Origin of the sequence: Kitasatospora sp. NPDC059827 (assembly GCF_042731675.1) — a bacterium.
GTDB lineage: Bacteria > Actinomycetota > Actinomycetes > Streptomycetales > Streptomycetaceae > Kitasatospora.
This window is the reverse complement of the sequence record NZ_JBHWIV010000019.1, coordinates 87,058-104,984: the sequence shown is the minus strand read 5'-3', so window position 1 is coordinate 104,984 and position 17,927 is coordinate 87,058. Positions and strand designations below refer to the sequence as shown.

Sequence of the window (17,927 nt, the reverse complement as noted above, 5' to 3'; positions counted from 1 at the left end):
CGCGCCACCGGCGGATGCTCCTGCGGTTCCTGCCCGGGGCCGTTGCATGTCAACCCCGACGCCGCCCGGATGGGCGAACTGGACTGCTCCGGGCGGTGCTTGAGCACGATGACCAACGTACGACAGGAAGACCCGACAATCGATCAGCTAATGCAGTAGTCATACTATTACCGTCTGTCATTTTCTTTGCGCCCCCTTTGCACCCAGCGGTCCCCACTGCGCTTCCATGTGCCTCGGGGGGACACGAGTTCCCCCGAGGCACACCAGCACCGGCCGCACGCCAGTGCAGGGGAGGGACAGCGCGATGCTGATCAACCGGGACGAGCCGCCCAGTGCCGGCCTCAGGGGAGGCCGGGCCATGAACGACGCCAGCGGAACGACGTCGGGTGGCCGCGAGGCGCTCACCTTCGACGCGTTCTGCGCCACGCACGAGCGCGCCTGGCTGGGGTTCGTCCGCACCCAGGTAGGCCACCGCGACGGCGGCCCCGAACTGGTGGTGGCCGCCACCAAGGAACACCTGCGCCGCAACTGGGCACTCGCCTTGCGCCAGGAGATCCCGGCGGCCTACGCCTGGCGGCTCCTCAAGGAGCACCTCGCGGCCTGGCGCGCCGCCCAGGCCGAGCCCGTCGCCGTGCAGACCGTGGCGATCGACGCCGTGATCGACCACTTCCGCCGACAGGCCCGCATCAGCCTGGAGACCCTGCCCGAGCGGATCGGCCTGATGACTGCGATCCTCGAACTCCCGGAACGCCAGCACGACAGCGTGGTCTTGCGATACTGCCTCGATCTGGACGAGGAGCAGGTAGCAGACTTCCTCGGAACCCCGGTGGCCACCCTGCGCTCCAACCTGCGCCACGCCCGCCGCCGCCTCGCCACCGCCATCGGAAGGCCCGAACTCGCCGAACGGCAAAAGGGGGACCAATGAGCGGACCCGCCGATCAGCACCCCAGCCTCCTCACCTGGCACGCAGGCCCGTACCTAGGCCTGGACACGGACGCCTCCGAGGCCAGGATCTTCACCTGCACCAGCACCGCGCCGCCCGCCGCAGCCGCCCACATCACGGCGGCTCCGGCCCCCTTCCCGTCCGACCACGAGCAGGCATTCCACGAACTCGACCTGGCTGTCGCCCTCGTCCTCAACGCCCCCCAGGCCGGCCGGTCCCTCGACCGGCTCGTCAACTCCCACCACATCCACCCCGAAGGCGCGCTCGTCTTCGGCAGCCTGCTATTCGTCACCAGCCGTACGGATGCCGCCCAGTTCTGGTGGCAGTTCGCTGCCGGCTCCGGCAACGCCACAGCCGCATACCTGCTGCACCTGCACCACCTCACCCTCGGCGAGACCCGCGACGCGGCCCACTGGCGAGGCCAGGCCGAGAGCGTCCCGTCCAAGCCGAGGACCCCGCGCGCCTTCCAGAACCTGACCCCGCTGCTGCCCGAGGACGTCCGGCGCGACATACTCGCCCGCTGCCACGAAGGGCTCCACCCACGACTCCCCCCAGCGCTTGAGACCGTCATCAACCGGCTGACGATCCTGTGCGACGACGAGGACTTCGGCGAGGTGCCGCAGCCGTCGCCGACCCTCGCCGGACAGCTCGCACGCTGAGCACCAGCACCAGCCGCGCGGCAATCCGGTTTGTGATCACCCGCTCGTGCCGTAGAGTCGGGATCACCGACGCGGGGTGGAGCAGCTCGGTAGCTCGCTGGGCTCATAACCCAGAGGTCGCAGGTTCAAATCCTGTCCCCGCTACCACGCACGTCGAAGGGGCGGACACACGCTGTGTGTCCGCCCCTTCGACGTCCCAGCCCGCGGTCAGGCCGCCTGGACAGCCTCCAGGCGCCGTCGCACCTCGGCTTCTCCGAGCGTCGCCGCCACTAGATGCAGGGCAGGGCTGCGGGTCGACCCGGTGAGCAGCACGCGGATGACCTGTGAGGCTTCCTTGATCGAGCCCGGGTGCAGCCCGGGGTTCTGCTTGTAAGTCCTCGCGCTGTCGGCGAAGTTCAGCTCGGCGGCGACGGCGCGGATCTGGTCGAACCAGCCGTCGCCGTCCTCGGTGGGCTGGTAGCGGTCGAGCAGGCGCCGGCTGAGCTCCCGGACCACGTCCGGGGCCAGTCCGCCGAACCGCGGATCGGCGGGATCGGTGACGGTGGCGAAGAGCTGCTGGAAGAAGAAGCCGTAGTGCGTGCGGAAGTTGCTCCACATGCGGAGGTCCTTGCGCGGGTTGTCGAATCCGTCGCGCTCCACCGCGAGGGCCCGCAGCGCCAAGTCCTCGTGGTTCTCCAACACCTCGGCGAGCGGCACGTCGTACGCCTTGGCCCACTCCTTGACGCGGTCCAGGATGGTGGCGCCGGGCAGGGCGGCGATGTGGTCGGCGCAGATGTCCTCCAGCTTCGCGAGGTTGATCAGCGCGCCCGTCACCCCGCACTCCTCCAGACGCAAGGGCTCACGCAGGGCCTGGTCGAGGGGCATCTCCGCGAGCCGGCCGTTGGCCAGGCCGCGCAGGTAGTACAGGACCGCCTCGGTCGGGTAGCCGGCCTGGGCGTAGAACTCGACGTCCGCCTCGGGGTCCCGGCGCTTGCTCAACTTGCGGCGCGTCTTGCCCTCCTGCTTCATCAGGGGCGCGATGTGGGCGTAGGAAATGCGGGGGAAGCCGAGGGCGTCGAAGAGCTGGTGGTGGACGGGGGCAGAGGAAAGCCACTCGTCACCGCGGATCACGATCGTGACGCCCATCAGGTGGTCGTCGACGGCGTGGGCGAGGTGGTAGGTGGGCAGACGCAGCGTGCTGTCGGAGGTCTTGAGGACGACGGTGTCGGCGCGGTTGTCGTCCATCTCGATGGTGCCGCGGATGCGGTCGCGGAAGGTGGTGCGTTCGCCGGTGCCCGGCGAGCGGAACCGCACGACGTACGGGACACCGGCGGCGAGCTGCTCGCGGACCGCGTCGTCGTCGGCATCACGCCACGGAGCCCACTGGCCGTAGTAGCCGCTGGGCACCTTCTTGGCGAGCTGGTCGGCGCGCAGAGCCTCCAGCTCGTCCTTCGTGGCGAAGCACGGGTAGGCCCGGCCCTGACGCATCAGCTCGCGGACGTAGGTCTGGTAGATGCGGGCGCGCCGGGACTGGGTGTAGGGCCCGTAGAGGCCGGTGGCGTCCGTCTCGTCAGAGGCGACCCCGAAGTGGCGGAAGGCGCGGTCGAAGCGGTCGACGGCGCCTTCGACTTCGCGGGCCTGGTCGGTGTCCTCGATGCGCACGAAGTACACGCCGCCGCTCTGGCGGGCGATGGCCGCGTCGATCGCGGCGACGTGGATGCCGCCGATGTGCGCGTGGCCGGTGGGGCTGGGGCAGAACCGGGTGACCTCGCCGCTGGCAGGCAGCTGGCGGGCGGGGTACTGCTGCTCCCAGAAGGACGGCTCGGGCAGGTCCGGGTCGAAGAGCGCGTCGATCTCGCTGCGGTTGAGCACGGGGGTCCTCCGGGTGCGGTGTTCTTCTCGCTGTGACGGCGGTCGGGCGGCGGTTCGGTCGGTGCTGGCGGCCCCGGCCGCTGGCCCGCATGGTACGCGAGCGAGCGACCCCAGCTGTCCTAACGTTGTGTGTTCAGACGGGAGTTCGATCGATGATGGTTCGTCACATTTGGGGTCGGCGTGAGAGGAGTTTCCGCGCCGTGGACGTCGACGTGGACCGTAGCGGTCTCCACCCAGTACCGGGGCCCGGGGCGGCCCTCCTGCACGCCGTACACCGCCGTCGCACGGCGCCCGTGCAGCCGCAGGAAGTGGGCGAGGGCCTGGCTCATGGGCTGGGAGGCTCCGCTGACGAGCGGGAACGCGCAGGCCCGGCGGGCCAAGTCGGTGAGCGTCTCTCCGAGCTCCGGGTCGGCGGCGGTCGCCCGGGCGGGCGGAATCGGTGTGCTGGGGAGCAGCTGGTGGGCGATGTTGAGCGCCGCCAGGGCGGCGACGTGCCGCCGGGCGGCACGTCGCCGGTGCCGTGCGGCGGGCAGCGGTGGACGCTCCATGGCGGGCGGGGTCGGCGGGCTGCTCAGGCTCACGGAAGGCTGGTGGGGACGGGGAGCGGGCTGGTTGAGCCACGCGGTGAGGGCGGCCGGGCGGATCCAGTCCTCGCCGTGCCACAGCGGGTGGTCGGGGCGTTCGGCCTCGGGTGGCAGGCGCAGGCCGATCTGCTGGGCGGTGGTGGAGCTGAGCAGGTCGAGCAGGTCGCCGTGCTCGTCGTTGCGTACGGCCTGGAGGATCGTGCCGTCGGCGCTGCCGATCTTCGGGTGGAGCGCGATCTGAGGGTCCAGCCAGGCCAGGGCTGCCTGACGCAGCAGCCACTTCGGCTGGAAGCCGGCGACCGAGGGCTGGAGGGCCGTGCGGCGCAGCGCGAGGGCGGGGGCGATGAGTTGGGGGTCCACGAGGGGGCTGAGGACGGCCATGCCTGGCGCCTGGGTGCTGGCGGGCTCCCACTCCGGGACGGCCGCCGCTCGGCGTACCGAGCCGAGCGCGGACCACGTCCAGCCCTGGAGCCATCGCTCGCGGTCCGCATGCAGGGCGCGGGCTCGGGCGGAGGTGACGCGTTCGGCCAGCGCGCCACCGAACAGCGCGTCGAGGACACCGGCCGTGTGGTCGGCGGCCGGGGCGTGTCCGCGCAGGTAGCGCAGGGTGCGGTGAGCGCGCTTCAAGGCCTCCAGGCTCCGTTGCTGGGTGCGCAACGCCTGGTGGCCGAGGGCCATCGGCAGGGTCCGCGGGTGACGGGCGAGCAGGTCGACCAGGAGTTCGTCGCGTTCGGCGAAGACCTCGTCGCCGCCGTCGCCGGTGGCGATGGCATCGCAGTCGAACTCGGTGTGGGCGACGGCGACGATCTCCTCGAAAGCGGCTGCGAAGGGTGATCCGGTAGGGAGGGCGGTCATGGCGTTGACGTCTCGCAGGGCGGCGACCAGGCCGGGCTTGTCGGGCAGGTCCACCGGTTCGCTCCGGGCCCCGTACTGGCGCAGGAACCGCTCCCGTAGCCGCTCTTCGGCCGGCGTTCCGAGGTCGCTGCCGACGTTGAGCAGCACCACGCGTTCGGGCGCGCGGCGCAGCAGGGCGGCTGCGACGAGGGTGGAGTCCAGGCCGCCGCTGAACAGGCAGGCGACACGACGGTGCCGGGTGAGGATGCGGTCGGCGAGGTCATCGAGACGGTCGCGCAGCTGGACGGTGCTGACCTCCAGCGCCTGGGAGGCGTGCGCGGGGTCGCGGTGCGGGGCCCAGGCCGCCTCGGCGCGGATCGTCCTGTCGGGCCGGACCACGGCCGTGTGGCCAGGTTGCAGGGTGAGGACGCCCCGGTAGAGGGAAGGCAGGAGGCCGCGGGTCCAGCGTTCGCCGCTGAGGAACGCGGCGGCGCCGTCCGGGTCGGGAGTGCGGGCACCGACGGCCCAGGCGAGGGTGCGCAGGTCGGAGGAGATCAGCAGGCTGGCGCCGTCCCAGACGAGGTGGAGTTCGGCGCGCCAGACCGGGGGCACCTCGATGCGCAGCTCGCGGGTGGTGGCAGTGAGGACCGTCGGGGTGGTGTCGAGGGCGGCCTGCCAGGAGGGGTCGGACCAGTAGGCGACGGTGGGGCCGTCGCGGTGGCGGGCGGCGAGGTCGGCGTTGAGGAGCAGCGGGGCGGCTTCGTCGGCGTGGCCGGTGGTGAGCAGGTCCGCCCACCCGGCCGTGCGGGCCGCGGTGAAGGCGCCGTCGGGCGCCCAGACGGCTCGGAGCGGCGTCATGTCGAAGGTCCTTCCGGACGTGGGACGTTGTGGCGGACGATGTCGGCCACGCTCGGGTGCTGGAGGAGCGTGGTGTGGTGGGCATCGAGGACGTGGATGGCGTGGCCGTGCTGAGCGAGGACGGCCCAGCCCCAGGAGGGATCACCGGCAGGGGCGGGCAGGACGCCCGCGAGCAGCGAGTCGTCGTACTCGGCCTCGGCGGCGCGCACCACCACGATGCGGCCCGGGTAGGGCCGGGGCCGGTAGCGCTCGGCGGCGGCAAGGCGGTGCCGGTAGCCGTCGGCGAGACGGGTGGCGAGTTCGGTGGTGAAGCCCTCGGGCACGACCTGCTGGGCGCGTAGGTCGTCCAGCAGGCCGGCCAGGGCTTGGCCGTGCGGGTTGTTGCGCAGGCGGTGCGGGTCGACGGCGAGGCGTCGACCGTTCTTCCGGGCCCGGTGGCTGGCGATGGCGGCCACGATCTCGGCGGCCGGGACTTGGGTGATGCTGCGGGGCCCGGGGCCTGTGGGTGCGGGCATGTCGAGGACGACCACGGTGGGGGCGTGCCCGGTGGTGTCGTGGACGAGTTGCGCGGTTGCCAGGGCCAGGTGAGCGCCGAAGGAGAAGCCGACGACGAGGTCGGGGCGCGGCGCCTCGGCGGTGAGCTGCTGGTGGTGGCTGCGGGCGAGGTCCTCGATCGAGGTCTCGCCGGTGACGTCGGACAGCGGCGGGCCGGGCAGTGCGTGGATCTGGTGGCTGTCGCCGAGCTGGGCGGCCAAGGCGGCGAAGGCGTCGACCGATCCGCTGATCGGATGCATGCACCACAGCGTCGACCGGCCACCCGTGCCCCAGCGCCGGACCGCAACCGCAGGCGTGGCCGCGTCGATCGCGGCGGCGAGATCGCGCACCGACGAGGCGGCGAAGTACAGCTCGGTGGGCAGAACGCGTTGGAGCTGGGTGCCGACCCGGGAGAGGACGTCGATCGCGGTGAGGGAGTCGGCGCCCCGGTCGGTGAGGTCGTCGTCCGGGCCCAGGTCGGGGTCCGCCAGGCAGCTGCGCCACGCGTCCAGCAGGATCGCGAGCAGATCGGTCTTGGGCTCGTCGGCCGGTACCGGCGGCTCGGGGACGTGGACGGTGTCCAGTGGGGCGCGCACGTACCGCTCGTACCGGTCGGCGAAGCGTGCGCCCTTGACGACGAGGACCTGGCCGGTCTGGTCGGACAACAGCAGGCGGGAGAGGGCCCGTTCGGCTTCCTGCGGGGTGAGACCGCCCTGCACCATGCGCCGTTCGTGGGCCGAGGCGGCGGTGTCCTGGTGCTGCCAGGCGTCCCAGCCGATGCTCAGCCAGCGGGTGCGGGCGTGTTCGGCGTGCAGGGCGTGGCTGTCGGTCGCGGCCGAGGCCGCGCTGTAGGCCGGCAGGCCGATCGCGCCGAGTACCCCGGCGAGGGAGGACATCAGCACGACACGCCGCACATGGTGGCTCGCAGCCGCGGCGCGCAGCGTGGCCGCCGCGTCGATCTTGAGGGCGAAGTGCTGCTCGTCTGCCCACCTCGGCAGACGGGTGCTGTCCTGGTAGGCGGCCTGGCCGGAGATTCCGGCGGCCATGACGATCCGTTCGATCGGGCCCAGCTCTCGGGTGACGTGCGCGATGAGGGCCGTGAGGGCGCGGGGGTCGGCGGCGTCGCACTCCCGCACGACGATGCGGGCCGGCAGCGCGGCGAGGTCGTGGGCCAGGCGGTGGGCGTTGCGCAGGCCGGGGCCGGGGCGGGCAGCGAGCACCAGCCTGCCGCCGGTGGAGGCGAGGACTCGGGCGGCGGCGGTGCCGATCTGCCCGACACCCACGACAACCGACACGCCGCCGCCCGTACCGGGCTCGGGCATGGGCATGGGCATGTAGATGGGGCTCCACCAGCGGCGGCCGCGCAGGGCGAGCACGGGCTCGGCGGCCCAGTCCACGCTGCGGCGCACCGCTTCGGCCAGCGCCCAGGGCTGGGTGCCCTCCAGGTCGAGGGTGCGGACGCGGACCGCGGGCACGTCCATCGACAGCGTTCGGGCCAGGCCCGTGAGCGTGGCCGCCCGGGGGTCGCCGCCCTCGGTGCCGAGCACCGGGTGTGCGCGCCGGGTGAGCGCCACGATGTCCATGCCGCTGGCGGCGGGCCAGTCCGTGGCGCGGGCGGCCTGCGAGGCCAGGGCGTCGTAGGCACGCTGTACGGACTGGGCGCCGGCGCCGAGCGCGTACCCGCACACCACCAGCGCCCTGCCCCGGGGCGGCTCGGCGAGGCCGTCCGGCGCCCACACCACCGGGGTGCCCTCGGGAACCGTCGCGGACAGCAGGTCGAACAGCGCGCAGCCCGTGTGGTCCTGCTCGGCCATCAGGACGACGCACGTCCAGCGGGGGGCCTCGGCGCCGGGCTCCCCGGGCCACTGGGCCCAGCTGCTGCGCCGGAACTCCACCTGCACGTCGGTGGGCTCGGCCCTGCCGACGCTGTCGGTGGTGCCCGTGACGGGCTCGGGCCAGATCCGGCGGGGCCGGTACCCCGCTTCGCGGAGCGTTGCCGGGCGCCGTCCGGCAGCGGTCTCCGATGCCGGGGATTCCTCCAGGACGACGTGGGCGTTGGTGCCGCCGACGCCGAAGCTGCTCACCCCGGCCCGGCGCACCCCTCCAGCCGGTTCCCAGGGCTCGGGGCGGGTCAGGACCCGCAGCGGCGCGGAGGCTGAGGCCAGGGCAGGGGAGGGCGTGGTGTGGTTGACCGTGCCGGGCAGCACGGCGTGGTGCAGGGCCAGGCTGGCGCGGATCAGCCCGACCACGCCGGCCGCGATGTCCAGGTGCCCGAGCCCGCCCTTCGCAGACCCCAGCGTTACTCCACCCGGCCCGGGGTGGGCAGCGAACACGTCGGCGAGTGCCTGGAGTTCCACCTGGTCGCCGAGAGCGGTGCCGGTGCCGTGCGTCTCGATGTAGCCGATCTGCCCGCAGTCGAGGCCCGCGCGGGCCAGCGCTGCGCGTACGGCCTCCGCCTGTCCGCTCCCGCTCGGCGCGGTGAACCCGTTCGAGCGCCCGCCGTCGTTGGTGACGGTCGAGCCGCGGATCACCGCGTAGATGCGCGACCCGTCGGCCACGGCGTCCTCCAGGCGGCGCAGCGCCACCAGGGCCGCACCGTCGCCCATCACCGTGCCGTCGGCCGCCGCGTCGAAGGGACGGCAGACGCCGGAGGCGCTGTGGATCGACGCGCTCTCGTACCGCCAGCCCGGGGAGTTGGGCAGGACGATGGACGCTCCGCCGGCCAGCGCCTGGTCGGCCTCGCGCAGCAGCAGGGCCTGGCAGGCCAGGTGGACCGCCACCAGGGAGGAGGAGCAGGCCGTCTGCACGGCGATGCACGGTCCCCGCAGCCCGAGCCGGTAGGCGAGCCGGGTGGCGGCGAAGTCCGGAGCGTTGCCGGCCTCGAACTCCAGCGCGCTCACCGGCCCGGCCTGCGCCAGCAGGTCTCGGTAGCCGCTGTGGTTGGTGCCGCAGAACACCGCGGTCCGCTCGCGGACGGCGGTGTTCTGCGGGAGTCCGGCGTCCGCGTCGGCCAAGGCCTGCCAGGCGCACTCCAGCAGGAGGCGCTGCTGCGGGTCGCAGCTCAGGGCCTCGCGCGGCGACATGCCGAAGAAGGCCGGGTCGAACAGGGCGACGTCTTCCAGCTGTCCCCGGGCGTACAGGTGGGGGCCATCCGTGGAGCGGGTGACGCTGGAGCGGTGCGCGAGGACGTTGTCCCACAGCTCCTGGACACTGTCGGCGCCGGGCACGCGGGCGGCCATGCCGACGACGGCGATGGCGTCCTCGGGGATCGGCGTCATGACCGGCCCTCCGTCCTGGTGTGGCGCCGGCGCAGGACGCCCCGGGCCTCGTTGCGGTGGGCGCCGTGGTCGTGCCGAGCGGGCGCCTCATCCGTCTTGCCGTCGATGTGGGCGGCGAGCGCGCGCACGGTTGGCTTGTCCAGGCAGTCGGCGGCCGTGACGTCGATCCCCAGCTCACCCAGGCGGACCGTCCACGTGAGCAGGTCGAGCGAGGTTCCGCCCGCGTCCGCGAACCGCTCGTCGGGGCCCGCAGGCGGACGGCCCAGTGCCCCCTGCCACGCCTGGGCGACGGTGTGCTGCGTTGCCGTCTCCCAGACCGTGTCCGGCGCGTCGGGTCCGGTGCCGGTCAAGCGTTCGGGCAGGCGGTGCCGGTCGACCTTGCCGTGTGCGGTCGTCGGAAGCGAGTCCAGGGCCACGACGTGGTGGGGGACGAGGTGCGCGGGCACGCGCCCCGCCAGCCAGTTCCGAACCCCGGCCTCGAGGCTGCTCGGGTCCGCTCCGGTCGCGGGGACCACGAACGCCACCAGGCGCGTCGCCCCGCCGGGCATGCAGGGCACGGCCACGGCCGCCGCTTCGGCCACCGTCTCGCTCGCCACCAGATGGCGTTCCAGCTCGGTCAGGTCGACGCGCACACCGCTGACCTTGACCTGCGCGTCCATGCGGCCCAGCAGCCGCAGTTGCCCCGCCGTGTCGAGCACTCCCAAGTCCCCGGTGCGGTAGTAGCGCCCCGGCGGCAGCGGGCCGGTGGCCGGGGCCTCGATGAACCGGGCGGCAGTCGCGGTGGGGGCGTCGAGGTAGCCGTCGGCCAGGCTCTCGCCGCCGATCCACACCTCCCCGACCATGTCCGCGCCGAGCGGGGCGCCGTCCTCACCGACCACCTGCACGGTGCTGCTGTCCAACGCGGCACCCACCGTGTCGGTGGCCACCGGCTGCTCCGGGTCGAAGACCTTCACGGTCGAGGTGATGCCGGCCTCCGTCACGCCGTAGACGTGCGCCAGCGGCAGGCCCCGCTCCAGGGACTCCTGGATCAGCGCGGGCGGCGCCTGCTCGCCGCCCATGAGCAGCAGTCGCAGCGACGCCGGGAGTGGGAGCGGGTTGGCGCGCAGGTGCCGTACGAGTAACTGCCAGTAGACGGTGGTCAGTTCCGTGACGGTGATGCCTCGGTTGTCCAGCTCGCGCAGCAGCTGGGCGGGGTCGTCGGGCTGCGTCCCGGCCAGGACCGCGGTGCCGCCCGCGCGCCACACGGGCAGCAGCTCCTCGAACACCACGTCGAAGGACGGCGGCGCCAGCTGGAGGAACCGGTCTCGTGCGTCGAGGCCGACCGCGGCACCGAAGGCCCGGCAGTAGGCGCCCAGTGCCCGGTGGGAGAGCACGACCGGCTTGGGCCGCCCGGTCGACCCGGAGGTGTGCATCACGTAGGCCGCGCCCGGCAAGATCCGGGCACGAGAGGTCGGTGGCTCCTGGAGACGGACGGTGCCCGGCGCCTCGCCGTCCACCAGGACGCCGGCCACGCCGGCCCGCTTCGAGACTTCCCGCACCCACAGCGGCGGGGCGTCCGCGTTCAGCGGCACCGCGACCGCTCCGGCCAGCCACACCGCCAGCAGGGCACGGCAGAACGCGTGCCGGTCCACCGTCCTGATGCCCACCAGGACGCCGGGCTCGACACCGGCGGCGCGCAGCCGCGCCGCCGTGGACTCGGCCTGCCGGTGCAGCTCGGCGTAGGTGTGGATTCCGGTCGCCGGGCTGTCGATCGCCACGCCTTCGGGGTCGGCGGCCACGCTGTGCCGCCACATGTCCGGGAAGGTGCCGTTGGGGTTCACGCGGCCTCCTCGGCCATGGTGTCCAGCAGGTGAGAGAGGGCGTCCAGGCCGGCGGCGAGGTCAGCGGCGGTGCCACCGAAACCGAGCCGCACCCGGCCGGGGACACCGAAGCACTCGCCGGGCACGAGCAGCACCTGGTACTCGCGCATCAGCCGCTCGCACAGCGCCATCGTGTCCGGCACGCGGGTGAGTTGCGGGAAGGCAACGACACCCGCCCCGCCGACGGGGACGGACACCTCGCCCGGGCGTGCGGCGAGCCACCCGTGCACCAGGCTCCTGTTGGCGGCCGCGGTCAGCGTGCGCGGCCCGATCAGCCGCTCGGCCCCTTCCAACGCCCGCTGCGCCACCCACTCCACCAGCGGCGAGAGCGCGAGGGTGGTGTAGTCGCGCACCCCCACGGCGGCGTGCACGATCTCGGGCGCCGTGATGCCCCAGCCCACCCGCAGCCCCGGCAGGCCGAACGCCTTCGACATGGTCCCGAAGCACAGGACCCGCTCGTAGTGCGTCGGGGCCGCCAGCGGCGGCGCGTCGAACACCAGGTCCTCGAACGCGCCGTCCCACAGCAGGTAGCAGCCGTGCCGCTCCACGATCGCGACGAGCTCGGCCAGCTCCCCCGCGGTGAGGGTCACGCCGGTGGGGTTGTGCGGGAAGTTCACGATCACCGCCCGCGTGGCGGAGGTGACCAACCGCCGCAGCTCCTCCAGGTCCGGGCGGAACCCGTCCTGCGGCCGCAGCCGCCACCGGCGCACCCGGCACCCGCGCGCCCGCACCGGGGCGAGCAGCGAGTGGTACGCCGGATCCACGACGACCACCTCGTCCCCCGGCTCCAGCAGCGCTGCCAGGCACAGCAGCTGCGCTTCCGTCGAGCCGTTGCCCACCAACACCCGGCCGGCGTCATCGAGGCCGTAACGTGCGGCGATCAGCGCCCGCAGCCCGTCTCCGCCGGCCGACTGCGAGTCCCGCAGGGACACCCCGGCCAGCTCCGCCAGGTCGAACCCGAGCAGGTCCCCCAACTCGGCCATCGTGTACGGCTCGACACCGCTGGAGCTGATGTCGATGTCGGCCTCGTGGTACCGCTCGCGTAGGAAGTCCTCCAGAGCAGCACGTTCCAGCAGCGGTCGCATCAGCCCACCACCTGGCCGAGCAGGCTCGGGCGGGCGGCGCGGGACTTGCGCAGGTCCCGAGTGATCAGCACGCGCTTGAGCCAGCGGTCTGTGCCGTCGTAGCGGGCCTCGAAGGGCACCCGGCCGTGGACAGCCCGGAAGTTGTCGACTATCAGGATGTCGCCCGGCTCCAGCACGACGTTCCGCAGCCGACGGTCGATCTCGCGCGTCAGGCGCTCCAGTGTGGCCTGCGCCTCGGTGTCGGCCGGGTCGATCGCACCCCAGAACGATCGGTCCGCCCGCAGGTAGCCGCCCTCCAGCAGCGCGACCGCAGGCGGGGCGGCGAACATCGCCTCGATCCCGTCGAAGTCGCCCCCGGCGCCGGCCGAGTTGTTCGACGGCAGGTGGGAGTTGTCCGGCAGGATGCGGAACCGGGGTTCGGCCAGGACCCGCCGGTCCGCCGCGCTCAGCCGCAGGTCGTCCACGACGGCGACGGTGGTGGCCGTGGCGGTGGGGTTGCGCACGCACGCCAGGGCGAGGAAATCCGGGCGCAACGGGTGGAAGGCGTCCTCGGAGTGCCAATCAAGCAAAACAGTGGCCGAAGTCCCGAGCTGCTGGCCCTCGTTCTCCTTGATCGGCAGGACGTCGTGGATCACCCGGCCGTCCTGCTGGGTGGCCCAGCCGAACGCGTCGCCGAGCAGCCCCGCGTAGAGCACGAGCGTCAGGTCCAGCGCCAGCGTCGGGGACGGGTCGGGCAGCGCGTTCCAGTGCCCGGGGGTGGGGCCGACCTGGACGTCATCGACGTGGTGGCCGTGAATCACGGTGAAGCCGGGCTCGTGCCGGCGCAGCCGGTTGAGGTGCTCCTGAACCCGGCTGGGCAGCGCCCGGGCGAGCACCGGCGCGCGCTCCAGCAGCTCGGGGTCCTCCGCGCTGGGGTACCGGTTGATCAGGTCCGCGATCAGCGAGGAGGTCTCCTCGCGCTCGGAATCGGTCAGGGACAGGTCGAACATGCCTGGCTCCTTCGGGACTTCGCGCCCACGGCCGCCCGGCAGGGGGTCGGCGGCTGTGGGGAGGGGAGTGGTGGCGTGCTGCTGGCCGGTGCCTTCGGGGTTGCGGGCAGCGGCTGTGCAGGTGGATCTCGGGCTGAACGAGGTCGACGGGTCCGGCGAGAGAGCCGGACGGAGGCCGAGGTCAGGAGGCGCGCATCCGGGTGTCTGTGCAACGGATCGCGGCAGCACGCGACGTCATGAGGAGTGACCCTTCGCTCACTCCTCGTTGTCGCCCTCACAGCATGCCCCTACAAAAGGCAGTTGGGCAATATGCCCACCTGACTTTGCCTCAGATGCGTTGCCCCGCACCGGTCCACCCGCCAGACTGTGTCCCATGGCGAAGAGGCCCCCAGCACCCCAGTCCGTGTACCGACGCCAACTGGCGCCCCGGCTCAAAGCGCTGCGCGAAGCCATACCCGGTATGACCCTGGCCGCGGTCGCTGAGGCCGTCGAGATCACGCAGGGCAGCCTCAGCCGCATCGAGACCGGCCAGCGCGGCACGACCCCGATCCTGGTCAAGGCGCTGCTCGACCACTACGGCGTCACCGATCCTGAGGTCCGCGAAGACCTCCTTGACCTGGTGCGCGCCGACAACGCCCAGCGCAACAGCTGGTGGCGCAAGTACTCGGCCCTGATGGCCCCGACCCAGTACTCGGGCTACGTCGCCCTGGAGTCCAGCGCGACCACCCTTCACTCTTACGAGGCGCAGATCATCCCGGGGCTGTTGCAGACCGAGGACTACGCCCGCGCCGTCATCGGCGCCATGCGGCTCAACCTCGACGCCAAGAGCATCGAAGACCTCGTGGAGGTCAGGATGAGGCGGCAGGACCTTCTCGAGTCGGACGAGCCCCCGAAGCTGTGGGCGGTGATCGACGAGGCGGCGCTCCGGCGCCTGCGCGGCACGCCGGCGCTCCTGGAGGGCCAACTCCGCCACCTGCTGGAGATGTCCCTGCGGCCCAACATCGTGGTCCAGATCGCCCCGTTCGTCATAGGCCTTCACCCGGCCAGCTACGGCAGCTTCATGCGCATGGGCTTCCCCGACCCCACCCCGGCCGTCGTCTGGGTGGAGAACTTGACCCGGTCGGTGTGTCTCGAAGCGCCCGAAGACGTGGAACGCTACGACGAGGCGTTCGACCACCTGCGTGCCCGAGCCCTCGGCCCGCCGGAGACTCGTGCCCGCATCACTGAAATGATCAAGGAGTTCCGCCCCAGTGACCGTGAAGCCTGACCCCGCCGACATCGACTTCTCCACCGTTACGTGGGAGAAGAGCCCCTACAGCGGCGGCAACAACAACTGCGTGGAATTCGGCGAAGTAGGGGACTACGTGGCCATCCGCGACTCGCAGCGGACCGAACAGACCCCGCTCATCTACACCCGCGGCGAGATCCGCGCCCTGCTTCTCGGCGCGAAGGCGGGCCACTTCGACCACCTTGCCTGATCCCGCCGACGGCTCTCGCAGGGCCGGCCCCAGACGAATTGGGGCCGGCCCCGGCGGTCATCCTCCCAGACTGGGCGGCCGCGACACGTCGGGAACCACGAGCACCCGGCACCCTGTCGTCTCCTCCACCAGCCAACAGGCGTCTGGTGGGAGCTTCACCGCCTCGCCAGCACGCCAACTGCCTTGCTGATTGTGGGATTCCAGCCGCGCCCGGCCGCGGCGGCGGAGATCGCCGCATGCGAGACGTCGAGCCGCTCGGCCAGATTGGTCGGGGAGTAGCTGCCGCGCCCGAGTTCGTGGTTCCGGTAGGCGTCCCGTGTGATCGTTCCCAGGTCGGCGGTGGCCCACGTCGCCAGCACCCTGTAGCCCTCCCGCACCCAGAACTGTGTCTCGATCGCCCAGATCCCCGGCGGCAGGCTGGTGTCGTGCGCGGAGGACCACGCGGCTGGGGTGATCAGGTGACCGGCGGCATGCACCTCCGCGTCCTGAACGCCAAGGTGGTGTTGGACGGTTGGCGGCAGTGCCGTGTTCGCGAGCGCGGTCATCCAGCCCTCGGGAGCCTGGACGAGGCACCCCCAGGGTCCGCGGGTCCGGGCCATCGGCCACAAGCGCCATGCCGCGCACCTGTGAAGCCATTCCTCCGCATGCGCGCGGTTGTCCGACGGCCCGTACAGCTCGACTGAGGAGGAGGAGCTGATTCGCAGCGCCCACCCTGCCGACGTCCGAACGATCTGGAACATCCGCCCGTCGATGGTCAGGATCGGGGCGACCTTGTGGTCCAACTCGGCCGACGGGCACGAGGCGGCGTCCAGAAGTGGTAGCCGGGGTTTCGGGAAGGGGTACACGCGGGTCTCCGATGCACTCGCCAGCGGATCGCCGGCTGTCCGGCGCCCTGCCGGACAGCACCACACTCACCGGCGTTGCAGGGATTGGGAACAGCAAATCGGCTGGTGAGCTCGCGACTTGAAGGCGGCGGGCGGCCCGTTCGGCGGCGCTGGCGGCCGGTGTGATCCTCGGCGCGACACTAACGATCAGCTCTCTCTACGGTGTGCCGATCGCCGTGGCGGTCCGGTGCTGACCGGTCGTACGGCGGGACCCCTTCCGTCCCGCGCTGGCGGGGTGGCCCGGCACCATCCCAAGGAGCGCCACACCGTGCCCACCATCGACAAGAGCCGACTCAAGGAGCTGAACGGCGCGTTGCGCGCCAAGGCTGCCGAACTGGACGGCATCAGCGCGGCCTTCACCGTCGAGGACGGCGGCGTCACTGTCTCGGCCGAGAAGGCCGCTGCGTTCCGTAAGGCCCTTGGCGAGGCGCAGGAGATCAAGCAGCTGATCACCGATCTGGAGGGCGCGGCGACCGTCCACGCCTTCCTCGCCGAACCCACCTCGCAGCCCTTCGCCCCGCAGGACGCCGCCCTCGCGGCCCACCTCGGTAGCCAGGCCAAGTCCCTCGGCCAGCAATTCCTCGACAGCGAGGAGTTCAAGGGCCTCAAGGCCGCCGGTTTCCGCGGCAGCTTCGACCAGATGGTGACCATCGACGGCAGCGCTCTGGACCAGCTTGCCCGAAAGGACATCTTCACCCGGAGCACTGGCACCGCCAACGTCCTCGGCTTCGGCACCCCCGAGCACCTGGACATCGTTCCGCGCGCCGTTCGACCGGGCCGCATCCGGGACCTGTTCCCCTCCCAGACCACCACCGCCAACATCCTGTACGGCGTGCGCGTCACCGGCTTCACCAACGCGGCGGCGATCGTGCCCGAGCGGGCGATGGAGGTGCCGCCCGGCGGCACGGCCGCCGTCGAGGTGTACGCGCGAGCCCCGCAGTCGAACCTGACGTTCAAGACCGTCACCTACCCGGTCGCCGAGATCGCGCACACCATCCCGGTCCACAAGAACACCCTGGCCGACGAGCCGAGGCTGCGCGACATCATCGACAGCGAGCTCGTCGACGGCGTCAAGATGACCGAGGACAACGAGCTCCTCTTCGGAGCCGGCGGCGATGAGAAGATCACCGGCATCGTCAACACAGCCGGCGTCCAGACCTACGCGCAGGCCGACCCGGACAAGCAGAGCGCGGCGATCCGCCGAGCGGCCACCCGCGCCGTGCTCGCCTACTACCCGCCGACCGGAATCGTGCTCCACCCGTTCGACTTTGAGGACCTGGAGCTGGAGACCGACCTCCAGGGCGCGTACCGCGTCGCCGTGAACGTCGCGATCGGCGCACAGAAGATTGTCTGGCGGCTCGCCGTGGTGGACTCCATGGCCATCAACCAGGGCAAGTTCCTCGTCGGGTCCTTCGGCCTGGGTGCGCGCCTGTACGACCGCGAGCAGGTCTCCGTCCAGGTCAGTACCGAGAACCGCGACAACTTCGAGCGCGGTGTCGTCACCATGCGCGGCTCCGAGCGCATCGGCCTCGAGGTCCCCCGCCCCGAGAGCTTCGTCTACGGCTCCTTCAAGGCGCACTGATGGCCGCCCGCAAGCCCACCACCAAGCTCACCGCCGCCCCCGAGGCGGAGGCCGTCGGTGCGGGCGGCGCGGACCTGGAGACCCCGCCCGCCGAGTTGTCCGCCGCCGCGCCGCTCGACCCGCCGCCCGGCCCAACGGCTACACCGGAGCCGAACCAGGCGGAGCCGGCCGCCCCGGGGATCACCGCCCACCAGCCCCTGGGCTCCGGCCACGTCGAGCTGGTGGACGAGGACGGCATCCTGCTGCCCCACGACTTGGAGCAGCTGTTCGACCTCGCTCACCCCGAGCAGACCGTCGTCTTCCCTCGGTTGCGGATCTACCAGCGCCGGACCTACCCCGGAACCGACCGGACGGTCACGCAACTGATCTATGTGCCGACGCAGTCGGTTCCCCGCGACGAGTTCGAGCGACTTCGGCTGGCGCTCGGCTGGGAGTAGCCGCAGCGAAGCGACGGAGCCCGCCCCCCTGCTGCCGGGGGCGGGCTCCGTCGCTCTCTCCTGGACACGGCG

The 17,927-nt window shown here is 72.2% G+C and carries 13 protein-coding genes and 1 tRNA gene; 7 read left to right on the top strand and 7 right to left on the bottom strand.

The window, feature by feature from the left end; translation table 11 throughout:
• Positions 1 to 358: 358 nt before the first annotated feature.
• The 3 genes from ACFV8H_RS15150 to ACFV8H_RS15140 all read left to right on the top strand — a co-directional run bounded on the left by ACFV8H_RS15150 (position 359) and on the right by ACFV8H_RS15140 (position 1,749).
• Positions 359 to 925 carry a sigma factor-like helix-turn-helix DNA-binding protein gene (locus tag ACFV8H_RS15150; RefSeq protein WP_380399806.1) on the top strand — a complete coding sequence of 189 codons (567 nt, stop codon included), beginning with the start codon at positions 359 to 361 and terminating at the stop codon, positions 923 to 925.
• A complete protein-coding gene (locus tag ACFV8H_RS15145; RefSeq protein ID WP_380399804.1) occupies positions 922 to 1,602 on the top strand; it encodes a hypothetical protein in 681 nt (226 codons plus the stop codon). Before ACFV8H_RS15150 ends, ACFV8H_RS15145 begins: the two co-directional genes overlap by 4 nt.
• Positions 1,603 to 1,672: 70 nt before the next feature.
• A tRNA-Met gene (locus tag ACFV8H_RS15140) sits at positions 1,673 to 1,749 on the top strand.
• Positions 1,750 to 1,809: 60 nt separating this feature from the next.
• Here ACFV8H_RS15140 and ACFV8H_RS15135 read toward each other — a convergent pair.
• From ACFV8H_RS15135 to gntD, 6 genes are all read right to left on the bottom strand, one after another.
• On the bottom strand, positions 1,810 to 3,453 hold the full coding sequence (locus tag ACFV8H_RS15135; RefSeq protein WP_380399802.1) for a glutamate--tRNA ligase: 1,644 nt from the start codon (positions 3,451 to 3,453) through the stop codon (positions 1,810 to 1,812).
• Positions 3,454 to 3,572: 119 nt separating this feature from the next.
• A complete protein-coding gene (locus tag ACFV8H_RS15130) occupies positions 3,573 to 5,729 on the bottom strand; it encodes an asparagine synthase-related protein (RefSeq protein ID WP_380399800.1) in 2,157 nt (718 codons plus the stop codon).
• Positions 5,726 to 9,541 (bottom strand): SDR family NAD(P)-dependent oxidoreductase, encoded by a 3,816-nt coding sequence (locus ACFV8H_RS15125; RefSeq protein ID WP_380399798.1) that lies wholly within the window; start codon positions 9,539 to 9,541, stop codon positions 5,726 to 5,728. The genes ACFV8H_RS15130 and ACFV8H_RS15125 overlap by 4 nt, the downstream gene beginning before the upstream one ends.
• A complete protein-coding gene (locus ACFV8H_RS15120) occupies positions 9,538 to 11,361 on the bottom strand; it encodes an AMP-binding protein (protein ID WP_380399796.1) in 1,824 nt (607 codons plus the stop codon). The genes ACFV8H_RS15125 and ACFV8H_RS15120 overlap by 4 nt, the downstream gene beginning before the upstream one ends.
• Positions 11,358 to 12,485, bottom strand: coding sequence for a capreomycidine synthase (vioD, locus tag ACFV8H_RS15115; protein WP_380399794.1), 1,128 nt, complete (start codon positions 12,483 to 12,485; stop codon positions 11,358 to 11,360). The genes ACFV8H_RS15120 and vioD overlap by 4 nt, the downstream gene beginning before the upstream one ends.
• Positions 12,485 to 13,474 carry a guanitoxin biosynthesis L-enduracididine beta-hydroxylase GntD gene (gntD, locus tag ACFV8H_RS15110; protein WP_380399792.1) on the bottom strand — a complete coding sequence of 330 codons (990 nt, stop codon included), beginning with the start codon at positions 13,472 to 13,474 and terminating at the stop codon, positions 12,485 to 12,487. The genes vioD and gntD overlap by 1 nt, the downstream gene beginning before the upstream one ends.
• A gap of 373 nt (positions 13,475 to 13,847) precedes the next feature.
• Here gntD and ACFV8H_RS15105 point away from each other — a divergent pair, with 373 nt between their 5' ends.
• Positions 13,848 to 14,741, top strand: coding sequence for a helix-turn-helix domain-containing protein (locus tag ACFV8H_RS15105; RefSeq protein WP_380399790.1), 894 nt, complete (start codon positions 13,848 to 13,850; stop codon positions 14,739 to 14,741).
• Positions 14,725 to 14,952, top strand: coding sequence for a DUF397 domain-containing protein (locus tag ACFV8H_RS15100; RefSeq protein WP_380399788.1), 228 nt, complete (start codon positions 14,725 to 14,727; stop codon positions 14,950 to 14,952). Before ACFV8H_RS15105 ends, ACFV8H_RS15100 begins: the two co-directional genes overlap by 17 nt.
• 155 nt (positions 14,953 to 15,107) lie before the next feature.
• On the opposite strand, the gene ACFV8H_RS15095 is transcribed toward ACFV8H_RS15100, so the two are convergent.
• Positions 15,108 to 15,497, bottom strand: a complete 390-nt coding sequence (locus ACFV8H_RS15095) for a hypothetical protein (RefSeq protein ID WP_380399786.1) — start codon at positions 15,495 to 15,497, stop codon at positions 15,108 to 15,110.
• A gap of 607 nt (positions 15,498 to 16,104) precedes the next feature.
• Here ACFV8H_RS15095 and ACFV8H_RS15090 point away from each other — a divergent pair.
• Together ACFV8H_RS15090 and ACFV8H_RS15085 are read left to right on the top strand one after the other, a co-directional pair.
• Positions 16,105 to 17,418 carry a phage major capsid protein gene (locus tag ACFV8H_RS15090; RefSeq protein ID WP_380399785.1) on the top strand — a complete coding sequence of 438 codons (1,314 nt, stop codon included), beginning with the start codon at positions 16,105 to 16,107 and terminating at the stop codon, positions 17,416 to 17,418.
• Positions 17,418 to 17,855 carry a hypothetical protein gene (locus ACFV8H_RS15085; protein ID WP_380399783.1) on the top strand — a complete coding sequence of 146 codons (438 nt, stop codon included), beginning with the start codon at positions 17,418 to 17,420 and terminating at the stop codon, positions 17,853 to 17,855. Before ACFV8H_RS15090 ends, ACFV8H_RS15085 begins: the two co-directional genes overlap by 1 nt.
• Positions 17,856 to 17,927: the final 72 nt, after the last annotated feature.

Bases quoted from the DNA above. Each gene is read 5' to 3' on its own strand.
- ACFV8H_RS15095 (WP_380399786.1), bottom strand. From the start codon at position 15,497: ATGACCGCGCTCGCGAACACGGCACTGCCGCCAACCGTCCAACACCAC.
- gntD (WP_380399792.1), bottom strand. From the start codon at position 13,474: ATGTTCGACCTGTCCCTGACCGATTCCGAGCGCGAGGAGACCTCCTCG.
- ACFV8H_RS15150 (WP_380399806.1), top strand. From the start codon at position 359: ATGAACGACGCCAGCGGAACGACGTCGGGTGGCCGCGAGGCGCTCACC.
- ACFV8H_RS15145 (WP_380399804.1), top strand. From the start codon at position 922: ATGAGCGGACCCGCCGATCAGCACCCCAGCCTCCTCACCTGGCACGCA.
- vioD (WP_380399794.1), bottom strand. From the start codon at position 12,485: ATGCGACCGCTGCTGGAACGTGCTGCTCTGGAGGACTTCCTACGCGAG.
- ACFV8H_RS15125 (WP_380399798.1), bottom strand. From the start codon at position 9,541: ATGACGCCGATCCCCGAGGACGCCATCGCCGTCGTCGGCATGGCCGCC.
- ACFV8H_RS15085 (WP_380399783.1), top strand. From the start codon at position 17,418: ATGGCCGCCCGCAAGCCCACCACCAAGCTCACCGCCGCCCCCGAGGCG.
- ACFV8H_RS15130 (WP_380399800.1), bottom strand. From the start codon at position 5,729: ATGACGCCGCTCCGAGCCGTCTGGGCGCCCGACGGCGCCTTCACCGCG.
- ACFV8H_RS15105 (WP_380399790.1), top strand. From the start codon at position 13,848: ATGGCGAAGAGGCCCCCAGCACCCCAGTCCGTGTACCGACGCCAACTG.